Genomic DNA, 16,632 nt, shown 5'->3' on the forward strand with positions numbered 1-16,632 from the left:
CCATGGATGGCCGATGGCGGCGGGCCCACGGAGCAGGGCCGGAGCGAGGGTATGCCGAGCATTAGCGAGGCACCGTACGTCAGGGGCGCGGGCGCTTGGTTACTTGGCGCTTTTCCAAGTAACCCGCCGTAAGGGCGGAACCAATAGAAGCCGTTACCGCAAAAACGGATATGTACACCATCAAAAAACTCGTCACCAGACACACAGCCTTCGCGAGCAAGCCCGCTCCCACAAAGGTGCCGGATACATCCGCAGGACTGCTTTCTCAGGTAACAGCCCTACTGCAGTGACGAGGATCATTCGGCTCACACCCAACAATCATCGTGATCCCCCCCGCAATTCAAGATGTATCCGATTGTTAAAAACCCGCCAAATGGCTAACCTTCGCGCCTTCTACGACCCAATAGTCACGGGTCTTTCTGACGAAACGCAGTATTTGGATCTGTAACGCGCCGAGGATCAGGCGCAAGGTTTCGTTATGCATGGCAGGAGGCATCACATGCGTTCATTTCTTCTATTGCTGATGGGGTGGGTCTGCGCGACCGCAGCCTGTGCCGAACCGACAGCCGAGCTGTCGGAACCGGTGGGCGGCTGGCGCTACAACGGCCTGCTCGATCGCAGCGAAAACCCGCAAGTCGCCTACCCAACGCCGCCCATCGACCGGGGCGTACAGCGCAATCGCACGATGATCGAAGGCCAGCTCAAGGCCATCGGCACTCAGCGCGGGCCACACACGCTGGCGGTCAACGGCAATCCTCTGAACCTGTACACCGACGACCAAGGGCGTTTCGCCCGGCCGTATGCGTTTGGCGCAGGCTCCAACAGCGTCGAAGTGCGCAGCGTCGAAGGCCAGTCCCTAAAGCGCGTCCAATTCTATGAAGCCAACAACCTGCGTACCCCGGCGCGGATTCGCGTGGTGCTGGGTTGGGACGATCCGAAAGCCGAACTCGACCTGCACATCATTACCCCCGACGGCCAGCATGCGTTCTGGGCTCGCCCGGCGATGAGCAACGGCGGCGGCCTCGACCCGGACGGCGTCGACGGCCCCGGCCCGGAAATGTTCACCATGACCGCGCCGCTGCATGGCACCTATCTGGTTTACGTGAACTATTGGGGCAACTTCGGCAGCGGCGGCTATAACTTCGATGAGACCAGCAACCAGAACGAGGTGATCACCTCGCAGATCAACCTGGTGCTGAACGAAAACACCGTCGACGAAAAGCGCGAGACCTTCATCGTGCCCCTGCGCGCGATCGGTGACCTGCTGCTGGTCAAGACTTTCAACTATTAAGCATCCCGCACCACGGATGAACTGGGCGTTGTGAACATGAGCGATAACACTGTTACCCCGGCTGCTGACGCACCTGCTGCCAAACCTTCCCGGCGCTGGCCGTTGCTGTTGGGCGGGCTGATCCTGGTGGCTGGCGTGGCGGCCGGACTTGGCTGGTTCATGCACAAACCCAAGGCGCCGGCGGCGCAATTGGCCAGCGACAAACTGGGCATGAGCCGCCCGGACGGTCTGCTTGAAACCCGCTCCTTGAGCCAATTGCCCAAGGACTTGCTGGCGGTGCCGTTCCTCAAGGAAACCCTGACCGAAGATTTCGTCTTCTATTACGAAGCCCATGCCGATCGCCTCGGCTTGATCGGCAGTCTGCGGCGGATCATCTACGAACATGACCTGAAGTTGCAGGACAGCCTGATCGAGCAGCTTTTCGATCAGCCGGCGGATGTCGCGTTGTGGCGCGGGGCGGATGGTCGCCTGAAGGACTTTTTGTTGGTGATGGATCGCGGTGGTCTGGCCAAGGTGCTGGAGCCGCTGGCCAAAGTGGCGCTGGATGATTCGCAGCTGACGCAACTTGGTGACATCAAAGTCGCCGGCGATACGGTGCCGCTGTTTCAGCTCACCTACAACAACAGCAAGGCGCTGCTGTTTGCCTCTCATGGCGACAAGCTGGTGGTGCTGTCCAATCCTTCGAAACTGTACGACAACAGCAATGGCCCGATCGATGAGCCTGGGATGGTTTCGATTCAATCGCTGGAAGCATTGCTAGGCGGTCAGAAACTCTTCCCCGAAGCCTTCGGCCTGCCACTGCGCGCGCCGGAAGTGAAACAGCGCCTGTCGGTCAATTCCAGCGTGCTGGCCATGGGTTACCAGCGGTTCATCCCGAACTTCGCCGGCCTGCGTTTCGACATGGACGATAAGGGCTGGCACAGCTTCCTCGCCATGGACGAACTGGAAAACCAGCCGGACTTCGATTTCAAACCGATCTGGCAAGCCATGCCGATGGGCGCCAGCGCTTGCGTGGCCTTGCCGCTCGCCGCCGAACAACAGAAACCGCTGCTGGTGAAACTCGGCGCCGAAGAAACCGTGGCCCAGGCGCTGACCGAGCACATGGCCGGTGCCGCCGGCCTGTGCTGGTACGCCGATTCGCGGCTGTACACGCCGCTGCTGGTGGCCAGTCTGAATGACGACGACAGCGCCAAACTCGACGGCGACCTGGGTAACTTGTTCAGCTCGATGGTCGGCGCCTACGAAGGCAACGTCGAAGAACACGCGTTCCCGGTGGTCGAGAAGCAGGAAGGTGAAAACCACCAGTGGCAGCGTCAGGTCAGTTCCAATTTCGGCCCTTACAAAGCCAAGGACGCCGAGGACCCGAACGCGATCACCGGCAAGGCGTTCATGCGCGTGAGCCTGGCGCGCCACGGTTCGACGCTGCTGTTCTCCCTCGACGACAAGCTCGTGGACAAAGCCCTCGGCACCCTCGACAAACGCTTCCCGCCGATGGCCGACGTAGTGCCGAAAGACCTGTTGATGCCGGTCTACTTCGGCCCGGATTCCATGGCGCAGCTGATGCAACAGGAAACCCTCGACAGCCTGCCGCAGGACATGGAGCCGGTGTTCTACAACGCCGCGCAAACTTACCTGATCCCGAAACTGCGCAAGCTCGGCGGCTACGGCAAATACGCGCTGACGTTGCCGGAAGGCAGCGAGCCCGACGGCCATTGGCAATGGCTGCCGCTGGAATGGAAAGCGCTGTGACCGCACTTATCCGAGGCCTCGGCCTGCTGGCGATGTTGCTGGGCAGTCGGGTATTTGCCAGTGACGCCGCGCCGCTCGACGTGCAGCAATCCCAGGTATTCCGCGCCTGGTTCGTGCGCATCGCCCAGGAACAACTGACCCAGGGCCCGAGCCCGCGCTGGTATCAGCAGGACTGCGCGGGGCTGGTGCGTTTTGCCGCCAACGAAGCGCTGAAAGTTCATGACGACAAATGGCTGCGCAGCAATGGCCTGTCCAACCGCTACCTGCCGCCTGAGCTGCAATTGAGCGAGGCGCAACGCGGTCTCGCCCAGCAATGGCAGCAGGGCGGCGGCAAGGTCGGGCCGTACGTCAACGCGATCAAACTGATTCAGTTCAACAGCCATCTGGTGGGCCGCGACCTGGCGCAAGCCCGGCCCGGCGACCTGATGTTTTTCGATCAGGGCGACGACCAGCACCTGATGATCTGGATGGGCCGCTACATCGCCTATCACACCGGCACCACCACCCCCACTGACAACGGCATGCGTTCCGCGAGCCTGCAGCAACTCATGACATGGAAGGACACCCGATGGATACCCGACGCAGCCAACCCCAACTTCATCGGCGTCTATCGACTGAACTTTCTCTCCCAATGACCGGTGCCCGCATGCTGCGTTTTCTGTCTCTACTGTTGGTATTGGTCCTGCCTTTTTCGGCAGTGAATGCCGAAGACACCGTCGAACCGAGCGGCTACACGCCGGTGGCCGGTGAAAGCTTTTTCCTGCTGGCGGACAGCAGTTTTGCCAGCGACGAACAGGCGATGGTGCGCCTCGAAGCACCGGGCCGTGACTATCGTCGTTTCCGCATGGAGCCTTACGGCGGTGCGGACATTCGTGTGTACCGCATCGACAAACCGCTGGATTTCCTCAAGCGCCAGAAGAACCTGCACCGCGTGGTCAGCGACGGTCAGTTCAAGGGTGAAGGCCTGTCGAATACCCTCGCGTACCTGTGGGACAACTGGTACCGCAAATCCCGTCGCGTGATGCAGCGGGCGTTTTCCTACGAGTCGCGTAAACAAGTCACCGAGGAAGTGCCGGAACTGAAGATGGGCACTGCCATCGCCGCGCCAACGCCTTACGACGCGCAGCCGCAATTCGCTCTGATCCCGGGCCTGCCGGTGGTGAGCCAGTTCCGTTATCCACTGTGGCAAGCCAAACCGATCCAGCCGCCTGAGGGCGTGAACCTCGCCGGTTCGTCCAGCGAGTTCGTCACTGTCGCGCCGGGCAATGTGTACGTCCCGTTGGGCAACCTGAAGCCGGGCCTGTACCTGGTGGAAGCGCTGATCGGCAAGTACCGTGCGACCACCATGGTCTTTGTTTCCAACACCGTGGCCGTGAGCAAGATTGCCGGTGATGAACTGCTGGTCTGGGCCGCACGTAAACACGAAGGCAGTTCGGTGCCGAAGGTTAATGTGTTGTGGACCGATGGCCTTGGCGTGATGAGCAGTGGCGCCACCGATGCCGATGGTTTGCTGCGCCTGAAGCACGTCAGCCCGGAGCGTTCGTTCGTGATCGGCGAGGACGAAGAGGGCGGGGTGTTTGTCTCCGAGAACTTCTATTACGACAGCGAAATCTACGACACCAAACTCTATGCGTTTACGGACCGGCCGCTGTATCGGCCGGGGGATTGGGTGTCGCTGAAAATCGTCGGTCGCGAGTTCAAGAACGCCCGTGACTCTGTATTGCCGACGGCGGCGGATGTGAATGTCACGGTGCTCGATGCCACCGGCACCGCGCTGCAAACGCTGGCGTTGAAACTCGATTCCAAGGCCGGCACACAAGGTCGTTTCCAGCTGCCGGACAACGCGGTCGCGGGCGGTTATGAACTGCGCTTCAGCTACAAGGATCAGGCCTACAGCAGTGCCTTCCGAGTGGCTGAATACATCAAGCCGCACTTCGAGATTTCGCTGAACCTGGCCAAGCAGGATTACCGCACCGGCGAACCGGTGAAAGGCAGTCTCGTGCTGTTGTACCCGGACGGCAAACCCGTCGCGAATGCCAAGTTGAGCCTGAGCCTGCGTGCCCAGCAACTGTCGATGGTCGATAACGAGCTGCAATACCTCGGGCAATTCCCGGTGGAGCTGACCAGCACCGAACTGACCACCGACTCCAAGGGCAACGCGACCCTCGACCTGCCCGCCGCCGAAAAACCTAGCCGTTACATGCTCACCGTTTTCGCCAGCGATGGCGCGGCGTATCGGGTCAAGACCACCAAGGAAATCCTCATCGACCGTGGCGCCGCGAGTTTCCGCTTGAACGCGCCGCAGCGCTTCAGTGCGGTGGGCGACAAGGTTGCGTTCAGCTACGCCAACGAAGGTGGCAGCGAGCAGAGCAAAGCGGTCACGCCGAGCGGCTACAGCTGGGTGCGTCTGGAAGATCAGACCACGGGCGAAGGCAAACTGGCGGCAAGCGATAAAGGCTTCACCTTGGCCTTCGAACGTCCGGGGACTTACAACCTGACGTTGAAGGATGACCATGGTCGCGTGGTCGGTGCCACGGGGCATTCGGTCACTGGCGATGGCGTCAAAGCCGTGCCCGGCACCGTGGAAATCGTCCTCGATAAACCCGAGTACAAGGCGGGCGACGAAGCCCTCGCGCTGATCACTTTCCCCGAGCCTGTCAGCGATGCCTTGCTGTCGCTGGAACGCGACAAGGTCGAGGCCACGGCGTTGATGTCGAAGGGCGGCGACTGGCTGAAAATGGAAAAACTCAGCGACACCCAATACCGCGCGCGCATTCCGGTGAAGGATAATTTCGCGCCGAACCTGACCTTCTCCGTGCTCTACACCAAGGGTGGCCAGTACAGCTTCCAGAACGCCGGCATCAAGGTGGTTGCGCCGCAAATCGACGTCGCCATCGTCACCGATAAAGAGGTGTATCAGCCGGGCGATACGGTGTCCGTTGACCTGACCACTCAGTTCGCGGGCAAGCCGATTCCGGCGCACCTGACGGTCAGCGTTGTCGACGAAATGGTCTACGCGCTGCAACCGGAAGTGGCGCCGACCATCGACCAGTTCTTCTATCACCCGCGCCGCAACAACGTGCGCACCAGCGCCAGTCTGTCGTTCATCAGCTACGACGTCGCGTTGCCGGGCAGCCCTGGTGCGCCGGGCAAAGCCAATCGCAGCGAGCGTGGTGTGAAAGTGCTGGAGCGGCCGCGTCGTGAAGACGTCGACACTGCCGCGTGGCAGCCGGAATTGATCACCGACGCCAACGGCAAAACCCGCTTCACCTTCAAAATGCCGGACTCGCTGACCCGCTGGCGCATCACTGCGCGTGCCATCGCCGATGACGGTCAGGTCGGGCAGAAAAAGCAATTCCTGCGCTCGGAAAAGCCGCTGTACCTGAAGTGGAGCGGCCCGACCAAATTCCGCACTGGCGACAAACCGGATCTCGGCGTGTTCGCCTTCAGCCAGGCGGAAAAACCGGTCAAGGCTGAGCTGGTGATTCATTTCGCCGGCGCCGAACAACGGGTGCCGGTGACGCTGAACAACGGCATCAATTACATCGCGCTGCCGGCGTTCGACTTGGCCAGTGGCGAGTGGACCGCCGAGCTGGTGCAGGACGGCAAAACCGCTGACACCCTGGCCGTGCGTCTGACCGCGACCGGCGAAGGTTGGCTCGTTACGCAGAGTCAAAGCCTGGATGTGGCCAGCGGTGATACGCCGCTGACCTTGCCGGCAGATGCGACGGACATTCGCCTGCGTCTGGATGACAGCCCGCAAGCGCTGTTCCGTTCGGCACTGGATGATTTGCTCAGCTATCCGTACGGCGGCGTCGAGCAGACGGCCAGTCGTTTGTTGCCGTTGAGCATTGCCTACCCGACCTTGTCGGCGAACCCGCAGATCCGCGATCGCTTGCGCCTGATCATGCAAAATAGCCGTCTGCGCCTGGTGCAAATGGCCGGGCCGTCGGCGAGTTTCACCTGGTGGGGCATGGACGGTGAGCCGGACGCGTTCCTCACCGCGTACGCCTATTACGCCGACTGGCACGCCAGCAAAGCGCTGGAACTGAGCCTGCCGCCGGAGCATTGGCAGCGGGTGCTGGAGGTGTATTCGAAGCAGGCGAAAAACACACCGCTGTTGCAGCGTGCGTTGATCCTGTCGTTCGCCAAACAGATGCAATTGCCGGTCAACACGTTGCTCAGTGGTTTGATGGATGATCTGGCGAAAGCGGGCGAGGGCAATGCCGCGACGCTGATGGAGGATGGCGAAGACAGCATTGTCATGAGCGATCCGGATTCGGCGTTGGGCCTGGCGGCGGCGCGTGCGTTGACCGCTTCTTTGGCGAAGCAGTCGAAGGTCACTTTGCCGGATGCTTTCAATCGGCAACTGGCGGATGCGCAACAGCGTCTGGCCGTCAGTTCGCAGCCGTTTGCCGAAGCCTTGAACCTGTCGCTGCAAAGCTTCGATCAGGCTCATGCGCAAGCGTTGTTGCAACGTTTGTTGCCACAGCAATCGACCCTGGAACGCGCATTGGCGCTGACCTGGTTGCAACGCAGCATCGAGCAGGCTTCGCCCACCATCGCACTGGCACCGGGTGAAGGCTGGAAGAAAAAATACGGTGATACCGGTGAGATGTATTGGACGTGGCAGGGCGCTTCGTCGGTGCCGGCAGTGCTATCGCTGAGCGGGACGCAAGAGCGCCCGTTGCGTGCCGCGTTGAGTTTCCAGACCAAACAACCGCCGGTTGATCCGATGGCGGTGACCATCACCCGTCGCTTGTCGCGTCTGGTGCCGGGTGACGAAGCCTTCACCTTCAAACTGGAAGCGGTGAGCACCAAGCCGTTGTCCAGCGACAGCCTGTATCTGGACGAAGTGATCATCACCAGCAAAGCCGCGAAACCGCTGCGCTACGGCATGATCGAAGTGCCGCTGCCACCGGGCGCGGATGTCGAGCGCACCACGTGGGGCATCAAGTTGATGGGCAAGGCGGGCACCGAACCGACGGCGCTGGAGAAGGCGCGCTTTGAGCCGGGCCAGATGGCTTACGCAATTCCGGTGGATGCCTTGAGCGGCGAATTGCGTTTGCGCCATTTAGTGCGCTTCTCGCAGAAGGGCCAGTTCAACCTGCCGCCGGTGCGTTTCACTCAGGTCTACGCGCCGCAGCATCAGGCTCAGGAACAGAAACCGGCGCTTGGCCAGGTCACGGTCAACTGACATGACCCGGCGTTGGTTCTGGTGGCTGCTGTGTTTGATCCCTGCGCTGGCGACGGCGCAGGACGAGCCGCTGCGTCTGGGCTTCAAGGGTGAATTGCTGTCGCTGAGCCGGACTCAGGTGATTGCTCGCGAACCGTTGCCTTCGGATTTGCAAACGCCATTGGGCAGTCTGTGGAAGTTGTTTGTGTACGGCTGGCTGGTGGATACCGACGCCCGTGAGCCTGCGTATGAGTGTCGCGGGCAGTCGAAAGAAGAAGTCTATTGCTGCACCGCAGGCGGCAAGATCGAGCGCGATCAGGCGCTGGTGAAGTCGTGTGGCTTGTACTTTGAGCCTGCGCGATTGGGCATTGCTGGCGCGGATTGGCGCACGTATTGGCAGGCACGGCAGGCACCGGAGTGGTTGCTGGACTTGCCTTCATTGCAGCCATCCACGCGAGTGTCGGTGGCTGAATTGCTTAAAGTGCTGGCCGTGATGCCCGCGCAGGATCAGGCACGGCGAGTGTTGCTGGATGTGGTGTTGAATACCGCCGACGGCAATGTCGTGGGCGAACTCGGTGGTCGGTTGCGGGTGAAAACCTGGAGCTGGTTGGGCGACCAGGATCCATCGTCGCGCCAAGGTGGGTTTGCCGGTTGGTTGGCGGATGGCGCGCCGATCTGGGCGGGTGGACGCGGGACCAGTCAAATGGTGCTGCGCAATTATGGTGAGGCGTTGGCTTCGGTGCTGCCGGTTGAATGGCCTCTGGATGCGGGGCGCTGCGTCGAAGTCGGTCTGTTTTCTCGTTATCCGATCGGGCGGGTTCTGGCGGGGGATCGTGTTGTTTCTTCCGGACCATTGCAGGGCGATTTTCGCGTCGAGTTTTCTAATGGCAACCAACTCGATATCCATAGCGACGGAGAACTGTTTTTGGTGGGCGATAAATTGATCGCCCGTCTGGACCGCGAAGAATATGTCGCTCGCGTCCTGCAACGAGAAGCCAAAGCCGAACCTGCTGAAGCAGCTAAAGCACTGGCCATCGCGATAAGAACCTACCTGCTGCAAAACGCCACCCGCAACGGCGACTGCCTGAGCATCGACGACAGCAGCAGCCGCCAACGCGTCGCCCCACGCCCGGCCACCGCCGAATCACGCAACATCGCCGCATGGACCAGTGACCTGGTACTCGCCGGCAGCACCGTCACCTATCACTCCGACCAACCCGGCCCGGACAAACTCTCCTGGCAACACGCCGTCGAACAAGCCAACGCCGGCCAACGCTACGACGCCATCCTGCTGCACGCCTACCCGCGCGCCAGCCTCAGCCGCTGGGACAACCCCGTCGCCTCCTGCGAAGCACTGCCCGCCGCCCAAGACTGGCTGCAAACCCAACGACGCGGCTGGCGCCAACGCCTCGAAAACGAAACCGGCTACAACGAAGTCAGCACCTTCGCCGTCTGCCGCCTGGCTTTCGGCCGTCCTTTTGTGGACCGCGAGCGTCAGCGCATTTACGTGCGCGGCGTGCTGTCGCTGCAAGACCGCCTCGACCTGACCCACGAATACCTGCACCTGGCCTTCGAAGCACACCCCAACGGCCAGGATGAAACCTACATCGAAGGGCTCGCCCGCCACCTCTTGCTGGAATAGGCCATGAAACTCCGTTATCCACAGGTCTTCCTGTTCCTTTGTACTGTTTGCGTATTGCCGACGGTTTTTGCGGCTGAAAGCGCCGTCAAACTCGACACCCCCGTCGGCGGCTGGCGCACAGGCGCGGCCGAGGGCGAAGGCGAAAACTTCCGCCAGACCGTCAACTACCCGGCCTCCTCGGTGAACACGCCGGTGGGCCAAGCCAACACCGCACGCATCACCGGCCAGATCAAAGCCACACCCAAGTCCACTGAACCGGGCCGGTTGATCGTCAACGGCGTCAGCATGCCGCTGAAGATCGATCCCGCTGGCCGCTTTGACCGACCATTCTCCTTCCCCAACGGCAGCAACAGCGTCGAAGTTCGCAGCCCCGATGGCCAACAACGCCATCGCACGCAGTTCCTCAACGCCAGTGGCGGCGCGACACCCGCGAAATTGCGGGTGTTGCTGGCCTGGGACAGCGACGGCACGGATCTGGACTTGCACCTCATCACGCCTGATGGCGCGCACATCTGGTATGGCGATCGTGTTGCGCCCAATGGCGCTGCGCTGGATGTGGACGTGACGACGGGTTATGGGCCGGAAATCTTCGCCATGCCGGCGCCGATCAAGGGGCAGTATCTCGTTTACGTGAACTACTTCGGGGGCGGGTATCGGAGTGATGAAGACGGGCAGGAGGATGCGGTTCAGCCGTTGACGACGGCGCAGGTGACCGTGATTACGGAGGAGGGGACGCCGAACGAGAAGATGGAGACTTTTCTGGTGCCGATGCGGGCGGTGGGGGAGTTGACGTTGGTTAAGGGGTTTAGTTATCCGTGATTGGGCATTGCGTACTTTCTTTCAGGCATTAAAAAGCCGGCTTGTGGTTAGCTTTTTATCGATGCAGGTGCTTGAAAAACAATAAATTAGTGTTTCAGAATAGCGTTGCGTTCCCCCATCTGTTCCCCCACTTTTTGGGCGATCTTGTCCGGCATTCGGCCGGCTTTTTTGTCGTTTGGAGTTGGCTGTGATACGCCAACTGAATTAGTTTCAGCGATCGTCAGCGGGAGGTTCGCTATCGGCGTTCTCACCAGGTTTGTTCAAACTTATCGCAATCAAGTCATCGAGCTCTTTCAAGCGTGTGCGGAGGCCGGCACGGTCTGTGGCCACAGTCATCGTTGAGGTGCCAGGTACCCCGGACAGTAGCGCAATTATTTCATCTCGCTCGTCTTCCAGTCGCCGGATCTTTATCTCATTCCCAATGGCTTCCGCAGCATCGCTTTGTCGTTGCCGAGCTTTCTCGTCAGCGAGAAGACTCTCTTCTACCTGACCAACATTAGCCTTCATCTCCGCAAAGCGTTCGGCTGCAAATCGAAGAAATTGACTAAATTCATAGATATGGAAATCTTGCCCACTTTCAGCTTTGAATTCCTCTACCAGTTCTGGTCTAGGACCGAGTTTTCTTCCTTTGTGAATCCACCACCAATCCTCCTTAACATCATCTGTGATAAAAACTATCGGACGGTTATCCACTTTAGCTTTCGCTATCATTTCTTTCCAGATGATGAGGTCGCCAAACTTATCAAACTCCCCCGCATCCTTCTTGGCGTCCTTATAGCCCGGTGGGATTTTTTTTGCGTAGCGATCCTCGCCTTCTTTCTTCAACGCGTTAAGCTGTTCACGCGTCCACTTATCACCAATGCGACCATCCAACAATTGTGTAAGTCTAGAAACAGCCTCAGCGATTTCCTCCGAAGGGTGTGCTGTTTGCGCAGCAATCATGCGCCCACGAAAGTCCGCTGCGAATATATCCAATGCGGCAAGCTCTTTGGGCACGCTGATAGTCGGATGCGCGCGTAGCTGTCGCAGTCTCTCGCGTGCTTTCTCAAGGACCGCATCTAGGTCCCTAATTAATGTTTCATAGGCGTCCTGAGCACCAAGTTCGACATCCAAGCGATTGCGATGAAACTCTAGCCCAACCTGATATGGAATCCATAGTGATGCCTTGAGTGCGTCAAATAGTCGTAGAAGCTCATTACGCACTGCAGCGGGATGGCGTAGGCAATGCAACAAAACGTTTGCGTCGGCAACAAAGATTGCGTTATCCCATAACGCCACCACCTCCGCAGCTGACTTCACGTACCAGCCGGAGTATTTATCCTTCATATTCATTCTAGCCAGACCAACTTATTGATGCCGAGCCGTTCGGCAGCCTCTCTAACGAGATCGCGGGTACGCTCACTCTCGGTTTTACCACTCTCAAGTAAAACGATTCCGAATGAAGAAAAGGATTTCTGCGCGCGACCGCGCTCGAAAATCGTCATTAAAATTGACTTCCAGTCGCGACTGCGGCCCCACCCGATGACACGGCCATCCTCAAGTCTTCGACCGTGTGGTTTGATAAAAACCTGAGCTACGAGGTCGAGATGGGTCAAGCCAAGCATTCGCCAGACTTCGGTTTCGCTCAGTGATAACCGGTCTCGAACGTAAGGTTTCACTAAGGAGTCCTTAATGTAGACTCGAACTTTCCTTGCATCCATTACATGTGCCAGTTGCCCACCAATAGAGGCATCTCGCGTCCAAAGCTCGTAGTAGCGTGCACGCTCTGTGTCTTGGAGCGACATCCATCCGAGGTCATCACACTGTTCCCAGAGTTTTTCCCTAAGCGCGTCACGTATTGCGGTTGGAATTGCCGTCATTGAGTTCCCCCTCTATTGTGAGGCGCCGGAAAATCGAACGCGGGGAGCTCGAGTGTCGGATCTCCCTCGCGAGTAAAAAGATCAGCCTGATCCTTCATCCAATCCAACATAAAGGTGCCTGCGCCCTCGTCGCGAAACTGGACGACGCCCGGTAGACGTAGCCTCTCGATGTCTCCTCGAGCGGCCCTCTCCAATTCGATAACCTCGGCAATGCGGCGTAAATCGCTAACGAAGTCGAGAACGACAACTTTCTTTTTTCTGGGGCTAATACGCAGCCCTCGGCCCAGTTGTTGTACAAATATCCGTCGACTGTGTGTGACGCGCATGAAAACGATCATATCGACATCGGGGACATCGACGCCCTCGTTGAATAAATCGCGGGTTGTGACAACATCTAAGGAGCCCTTGCGAAATGCAGCCATTGTTCGGTCGCGTTCGCGAGGCGCCATGTCACCTGTGATCGGCTCGGAGCGAAAGCCGAATAGTCTCAACATTGCCGCGAAACTTTTCGCGTGTGTCACAGAGGAGCAGAAAATTATCGCCGAGCGTCGAAGCTCTTTATCGAAGGTGTCGCGAATTGCGCGCGCCGCCTCTTCATCGCGAGTTGGTAACAACAGAAGTTTATTTAATTGGGTGAGCGAGTATCGATTGCGAGACTGCGATCGCACGAATGACCAATCAATGTTATCTGCAAGCAACCGATAGTCCGCCTCACAAAGGAAGCCTCTTTGGAGCCCCTCCGCGATGCCAACTCGAACAACCGGAGGGCCAAGCAAGTGGTCGATATCATAACCATCGCCGCGCCACGGCGTCGCGGTAACTCCTCCGATCATTGCCTCTGCCATTTTATCGGTTACTCGGCGGAAACTGTCTGAACCGACGTGGTGCGCCTCATCAATGAGCACGAGGCCAAATTCTGGCAAGTCCTCCAATCGTGACACAGCACTTTGTACGGTCGCGAAGGTAATCCCATCCCATTCTGATGGGGATTCCCCACCGATCATTCTATGTGTGGGGATCCATTTTGGAAGTTGATCCCAAAATGCCCTTTGCAGTTGATCGACCAATTCTCTTGTGCCTGCGAGTACTAATGCCCGCCCTCCAGGTATGGCTTCATCACGAAATAGCTGAGCTATGCTTTCAGCCAATACGACTGTCTTCCCAAGCCCTGTCGCCAGCACTACCTGGGCACGGCCGGTTTCGCGCAGACATCCGACGAACTTATCAACGGCTTCGAGTTGATAGTCACGAAGTTCACGTCTACAGGGTGGATATTCCGGGCTTCGGCGCGCCATCTCCAAAAGGGTTGCTGGCTCCAGCACTCCAATCATTACCCCAAGCGCACTCCATCGTTGAACTGACGCCAGCATGGCTGGGCCGACCCGACGACTTGTCGCAACATAAATTCGATCGGCCTGATAGTAGCGGGCTGCATCGCCGACTTGATCAACTGCGGTGGCTGATGGGTATCCATTGGAGGTGAACTTGCATTGGATTACCCATAGTTCGCCATTTTTAACACCCAGAACATCGGCGCCTGCATCGCCGGAACCGCCGATCAGTCGAACGTCCTCAAAGCCGTTACACACAAGCAACCGAGCTACGTCACGCTCGAAAGCTTGCCACGGTCCTCTTAATAGACGCTGTGCGTCAAGAAATGGCTCTGTGCTCACATCACTGCATCCGGCCTTAGAAGGCGAAGCGAGCAGGTCGCACGAATTACGGCATCGCGCGATGCTAGTGCGAGGTCTGCGGGCGTCTGATCTGCGAGCCAGATGGCGTCTCCGAGATATGCGTCATAGCGTGCGACTGTTGAAGACCGCGCATCGTTCGTAACGTCCGCTGCACCAAAGTCGAGTACTGCATAGGCATCTTCCCAATACTTACCATCGAGAAAAATGTCAGGATGCCTAACAAACAACTTCCGGACGGTGCTGCCGTCGGCATACTCCCAATATCTACCACTTTCGATCAGCGCTCGTGGATCGGCGACGCCTCGCCCAGCCATTCGACGAGCGATCCCTTCCTTCTCGCGCACCGACAGCTCCTCATATATTGTTCTGGCCATACTCTCACCTACAAGGCTGGCTGCGGCGCGGCAGATGTCGTTCAGAATACTGCCCGCAACGGCGATGATCTCCTGTTCATCTAATCGCGTATCTCCACAATACTCCGCACGAAATTCGGCGAGAACACCAGCTACTGTCGCATCCTGGCTATGGCCTCGGAGAAACTCGATCGTTCGATATGTGATATCGACAAGAAGAGCGTCTAGCGGGGTCATTGTCGAAGACCGAAATACCTCGTGTGTTAAATCGACTAGGTAAGAATAGGTGCGTGTAGCGACGTCCTCCAAACGGACAGTCCAAGGTTGCCCCACAGGCAATTGCGGATCTGTGGGGTCTACAGAGAATGCCTCTATTTCGAACTCCGCACGGAATGTAGGATGAATGTATTTGCGGGTAAGCTCAAAAATCGGTCGGCGCGCTGGTGGGGGCGTTACCTGGGGAGTCGCCAGCAACAACGGCTCGCTGGCCCCAGCGCTCGCTTCTTCATTAACGCCAGAGCTCTCTGGGGTTGAAACTCCTCCGAGAAAACCTTCGGGAATAGCGATGCCATCACCCGCGCCAGATACATCGCCTAAAATTTTTGCATCCTGTTCTTCGACTAGCTGCCACCACCTTTCATCTGTTAGATAATCGGGGTCTGCATTGGCAAATGAACTAGCCATTTGTTGGGCTCGATCATTGTCTTGGACCACCATCACTCGAGACCAAAGTCCATTTTTGCCCTGAGGACTTGTCCGGCGGAACGCTTGAAATAACTTATAAAGTGGGCTTCGATTTCCATCGAACCCCTTCTGGCGTGCGGTATTAGGCCGTAAGGGCCCCTCACCGCGGATCACGCGAACCATCTCGTTCCATGCCGGGTCGTCGCGCTCAAAGCGGTTCTTTGTATAACTTACTTGGCAATGATCAAGATGGATTTCCCCAATGAAGCGACCGCGACTCCTGGGGTCGTCAATTGGATACTCAATCTCGTCAGTCTCTCCATCACTCCAAGTGAAGAGATCCTTATTTCCGATCTCGATCTTTCGACCATTCCTGATGAAGTCGACACCAAAGTCTGTCTTGTCTAAGTATCGTTGGATGCCTACCCAGCCCCTGACCTTGCGTGGCGTCTCGATAATTTTGCAGTTCAAGCTGCCAGTGGGGCATTGTTCTTGCTCGCTCGTTAACGTGCGCATGCAATGCTCGCAATATCGCCGCGGCGCCAGCGCGACGTCGAAGCGTTCCAATGCGCTTACCACTGTGCCGTCAGGTAGCTCCACTGATCGGCTCTCGTCCCAGACGCATGGACGAAGTGGAGTAATCCTTGCGCCGCCTAGCGTCAATCGTATAGCGCCCGCCTCCGAACTTGAGAGGAGCGAGGAGTATGCTTTCGCTAAATGTTTTTTGATGGCAGTTCGATTATTCGCACGAGCGAGAAAAGTCCGTTGCTCGGACTTCAACCGGGTAATGATGATCTCCGTGCCGTGGTCTTCATGGTTCGCCTTGGGTCTAGTTTGGCGGGGTACCCTATAATTGCCTGAAGACCGAAGTTCTTCGAGGTCAATGCGGACGCCAACCTGCTCTGGATCACCTCTGCGGCTTGTCCAAACTTCCGTGACAAGACCAAGCCGTGCCGTTGCAATATTAAAGCCCATGCCGAAAAGGCCGAGTTTCGATAGAGGATCATTACCCGACCAACCAGCTCGAAGGGCATTTTCAAGCACCCCCAGAGACATCCCCGGGCCGTTATCCTTAACGGAAACACGCGCGTTCTCAGTATCGGCGGTAGGGATACTAACCGCGATTTCGGGTTGCTCAATGGGGCCACCGGCTCGTGCCGAATCGATAAAGCCGTCGATCGAGTTGTCGATTAATTCCGCTAGGCAACGCCACTGCTCGAGGTTGATTTCGCCGAGCATCTGAAGCACCCGCGGAGCAGGGGTGAGATCTAATTCCTGAGTCATTTTCCCACCTTGGTGCCTGGCCTCGGCCGAGACGTACCACTAACTGCGTTCGACGGTTTGAGGAACGTACCTGAGCGATCA

10 protein-coding genes are annotated in these 16,632 nt (G+C 58.2%); 6 read left to right on the forward strand and 4 right to left on the reverse strand.

Features of this window, described 5'->3' with window-relative positions; translation table 11 throughout:
* The first annotated feature begins 499 nt into the window (after positions 1 to 499).
* From ACM6IO_RS09040 to ACM6IO_RS09065, 6 genes are read left to right on the forward strand one after another with little or no spacing between them, the layout of a single operon-like run.
* The gene (locus ACM6IO_RS09040) at positions 500 to 1,291 is read left to right on the forward strand and encodes a YfaP family protein (RefSeq protein ID WP_008042997.1); all 792 of its coding nucleotides are present in this window, start codon (positions 500 to 502) and stop codon (positions 1,289 to 1,291) included.
* A 36-nt stretch (positions 1,292 to 1,327) separates the two neighbouring features.
* Positions 1,328 to 3,040 (forward strand): DUF2138 domain-containing protein, encoded by a 1,713-nt coding sequence (locus tag ACM6IO_RS09045; protein WP_414911310.1) that lies wholly within the window; start codon positions 1,328 to 1,330, stop codon positions 3,038 to 3,040.
* Complete coding sequence (locus tag ACM6IO_RS09050; protein ID WP_008035794.1) at positions 3,025 to 3,675, forward strand: DUF1175 domain-containing protein; 651 nt, start codon at positions 3,025 to 3,027, stop codon at positions 3,673 to 3,675. Before ACM6IO_RS09045 ends, ACM6IO_RS09050 begins: the two co-directional genes overlap by 16 nt.
* Positions 3,672 to 8,237 carry an alpha-2-macroglobulin family protein gene (locus ACM6IO_RS09055; RefSeq protein WP_414911311.1) on the forward strand — a complete coding sequence of 1,522 codons (4,566 nt, stop codon included), beginning with the start codon at positions 3,672 to 3,674 and terminating at the stop codon, positions 8,235 to 8,237. Before ACM6IO_RS09050 ends, ACM6IO_RS09055 begins: the two co-directional genes overlap by 4 nt.
* A gap of 1 nt (position 8,238) precedes the next feature.
* Positions 8,239 to 9,858, forward strand: coding sequence for a DUF2300 domain-containing protein (locus ACM6IO_RS09060; protein WP_414911312.1), 1,620 nt, complete (start codon positions 8,239 to 8,241; stop codon positions 9,856 to 9,858).
* A gap of 3 nt (positions 9,859 to 9,861) precedes the next feature.
* Entirely contained in the window at positions 9,862 to 10,677 is an 816-nt protein-coding gene (locus ACM6IO_RS09065; protein WP_414911313.1) for a YfaP family protein, read from the forward strand.
* Between the two features lie 210 nt (positions 10,678 to 10,887).
* On the opposite strand, the gene ACM6IO_RS09070 is transcribed toward ACM6IO_RS09065, so the two are convergent.
* Genes ACM6IO_RS09070 through ACM6IO_RS09085 form a run of 4 tightly spaced genes read right to left on the reverse strand, consistent with a single transcriptional unit; the run spans position 10,888 to position 16,551 of the window.
* Positions 10,888 to 12,003, reverse strand: a complete 1,116-nt coding sequence (locus ACM6IO_RS09070; protein WP_414911314.1) for a PIN-like domain-containing protein — start codon at positions 12,001 to 12,003, stop codon at positions 10,888 to 10,890.
* Between the two features lie 2 nt (positions 12,004 to 12,005).
* Positions 12,006 to 12,536, reverse strand: coding sequence for a hypothetical protein (locus ACM6IO_RS09075; protein WP_123394583.1), 531 nt, complete (start codon positions 12,534 to 12,536; stop codon positions 12,006 to 12,008).
* Positions 12,533 to 14,209 (reverse strand): DEAD/DEAH box helicase family protein, encoded by a 1,677-nt coding sequence (locus ACM6IO_RS09080; protein WP_414868158.1) that lies wholly within the window; start codon positions 14,207 to 14,209, stop codon positions 12,533 to 12,535. The genes ACM6IO_RS09075 and ACM6IO_RS09080 overlap by 4 nt, the downstream gene beginning before the upstream one ends.
* Complete coding sequence (locus ACM6IO_RS09085; RefSeq protein WP_414868159.1) at positions 14,206 to 16,551, reverse strand: ATP-binding protein; 2,346 nt, start codon at positions 16,549 to 16,551, stop codon at positions 14,206 to 14,208. Before ACM6IO_RS09085 ends, ACM6IO_RS09080 begins: the two co-directional genes overlap by 4 nt.
* Positions 16,552 to 16,632 lie beyond the last annotated feature (81 nt).

The organism is Pseudomonas sp. IT-P44 (assembly GCF_949768225.1).
Taxonomy (GTDB): Bacteria; Pseudomonadota; Gammaproteobacteria; order Pseudomonadales; family Pseudomonadaceae; genus Aquipseudomonas; species Aquipseudomonas migulae.

Excerpts from the sequence above, each read along its gene's own strand:
- ACM6IO_RS09040 (WP_008042997.1), top strand. The coding sequence starts at position 500 with ATGCGTTCATTTCTTCTATTGCTGATGGGGTGGGTCTGCGCGACCGCA.
- ACM6IO_RS09045 (WP_414911310.1), top strand. The coding sequence starts at position 1,328 with ATGAGCGATAACACTGTTACCCCGGCTGCTGACGCACCTGCTGCCAAA.
- ACM6IO_RS09050 (WP_008035794.1), top strand. The coding sequence starts at position 3,025 with ATGGAAAGCGCTGTGACCGCACTTATCCGAGGCCTCGGCCTGCTGGCG.
- ACM6IO_RS09055 (WP_414911311.1), top strand. The coding sequence starts at position 3,672 with ATGACCGGTGCCCGCATGCTGCGTTTTCTGTCTCTACTGTTGGTATTG.
- ACM6IO_RS09060 (WP_414911312.1), top strand. The coding sequence starts at position 8,239 with ATGACCCGGCGTTGGTTCTGGTGGCTGCTGTGTTTGATCCCTGCGCTG.
- ACM6IO_RS09065 (WP_414911313.1), top strand. The coding sequence starts at position 9,862 with ATGAAACTCCGTTATCCACAGGTCTTCCTGTTCCTTTGTACTGTTTGC.
- ACM6IO_RS09070 (WP_414911314.1), bottom strand. The coding sequence starts at position 12,003 with ATGAAGGATAAATACTCCGGCTGGTACGTGAAGTCAGCTGCGGAGGTG.
- ACM6IO_RS09075 (WP_123394583.1), bottom strand. The coding sequence starts at position 12,536 with ATGACGGCAATTCCAACCGCAATACGTGACGCGCTTAGGGAAAAACTC.
- ACM6IO_RS09085 (WP_414868159.1), bottom strand. The coding sequence starts at position 16,551 with ATGACTCAGGAATTAGATCTCACCCCTGCTCCGCGGGTGCTTCAGATG.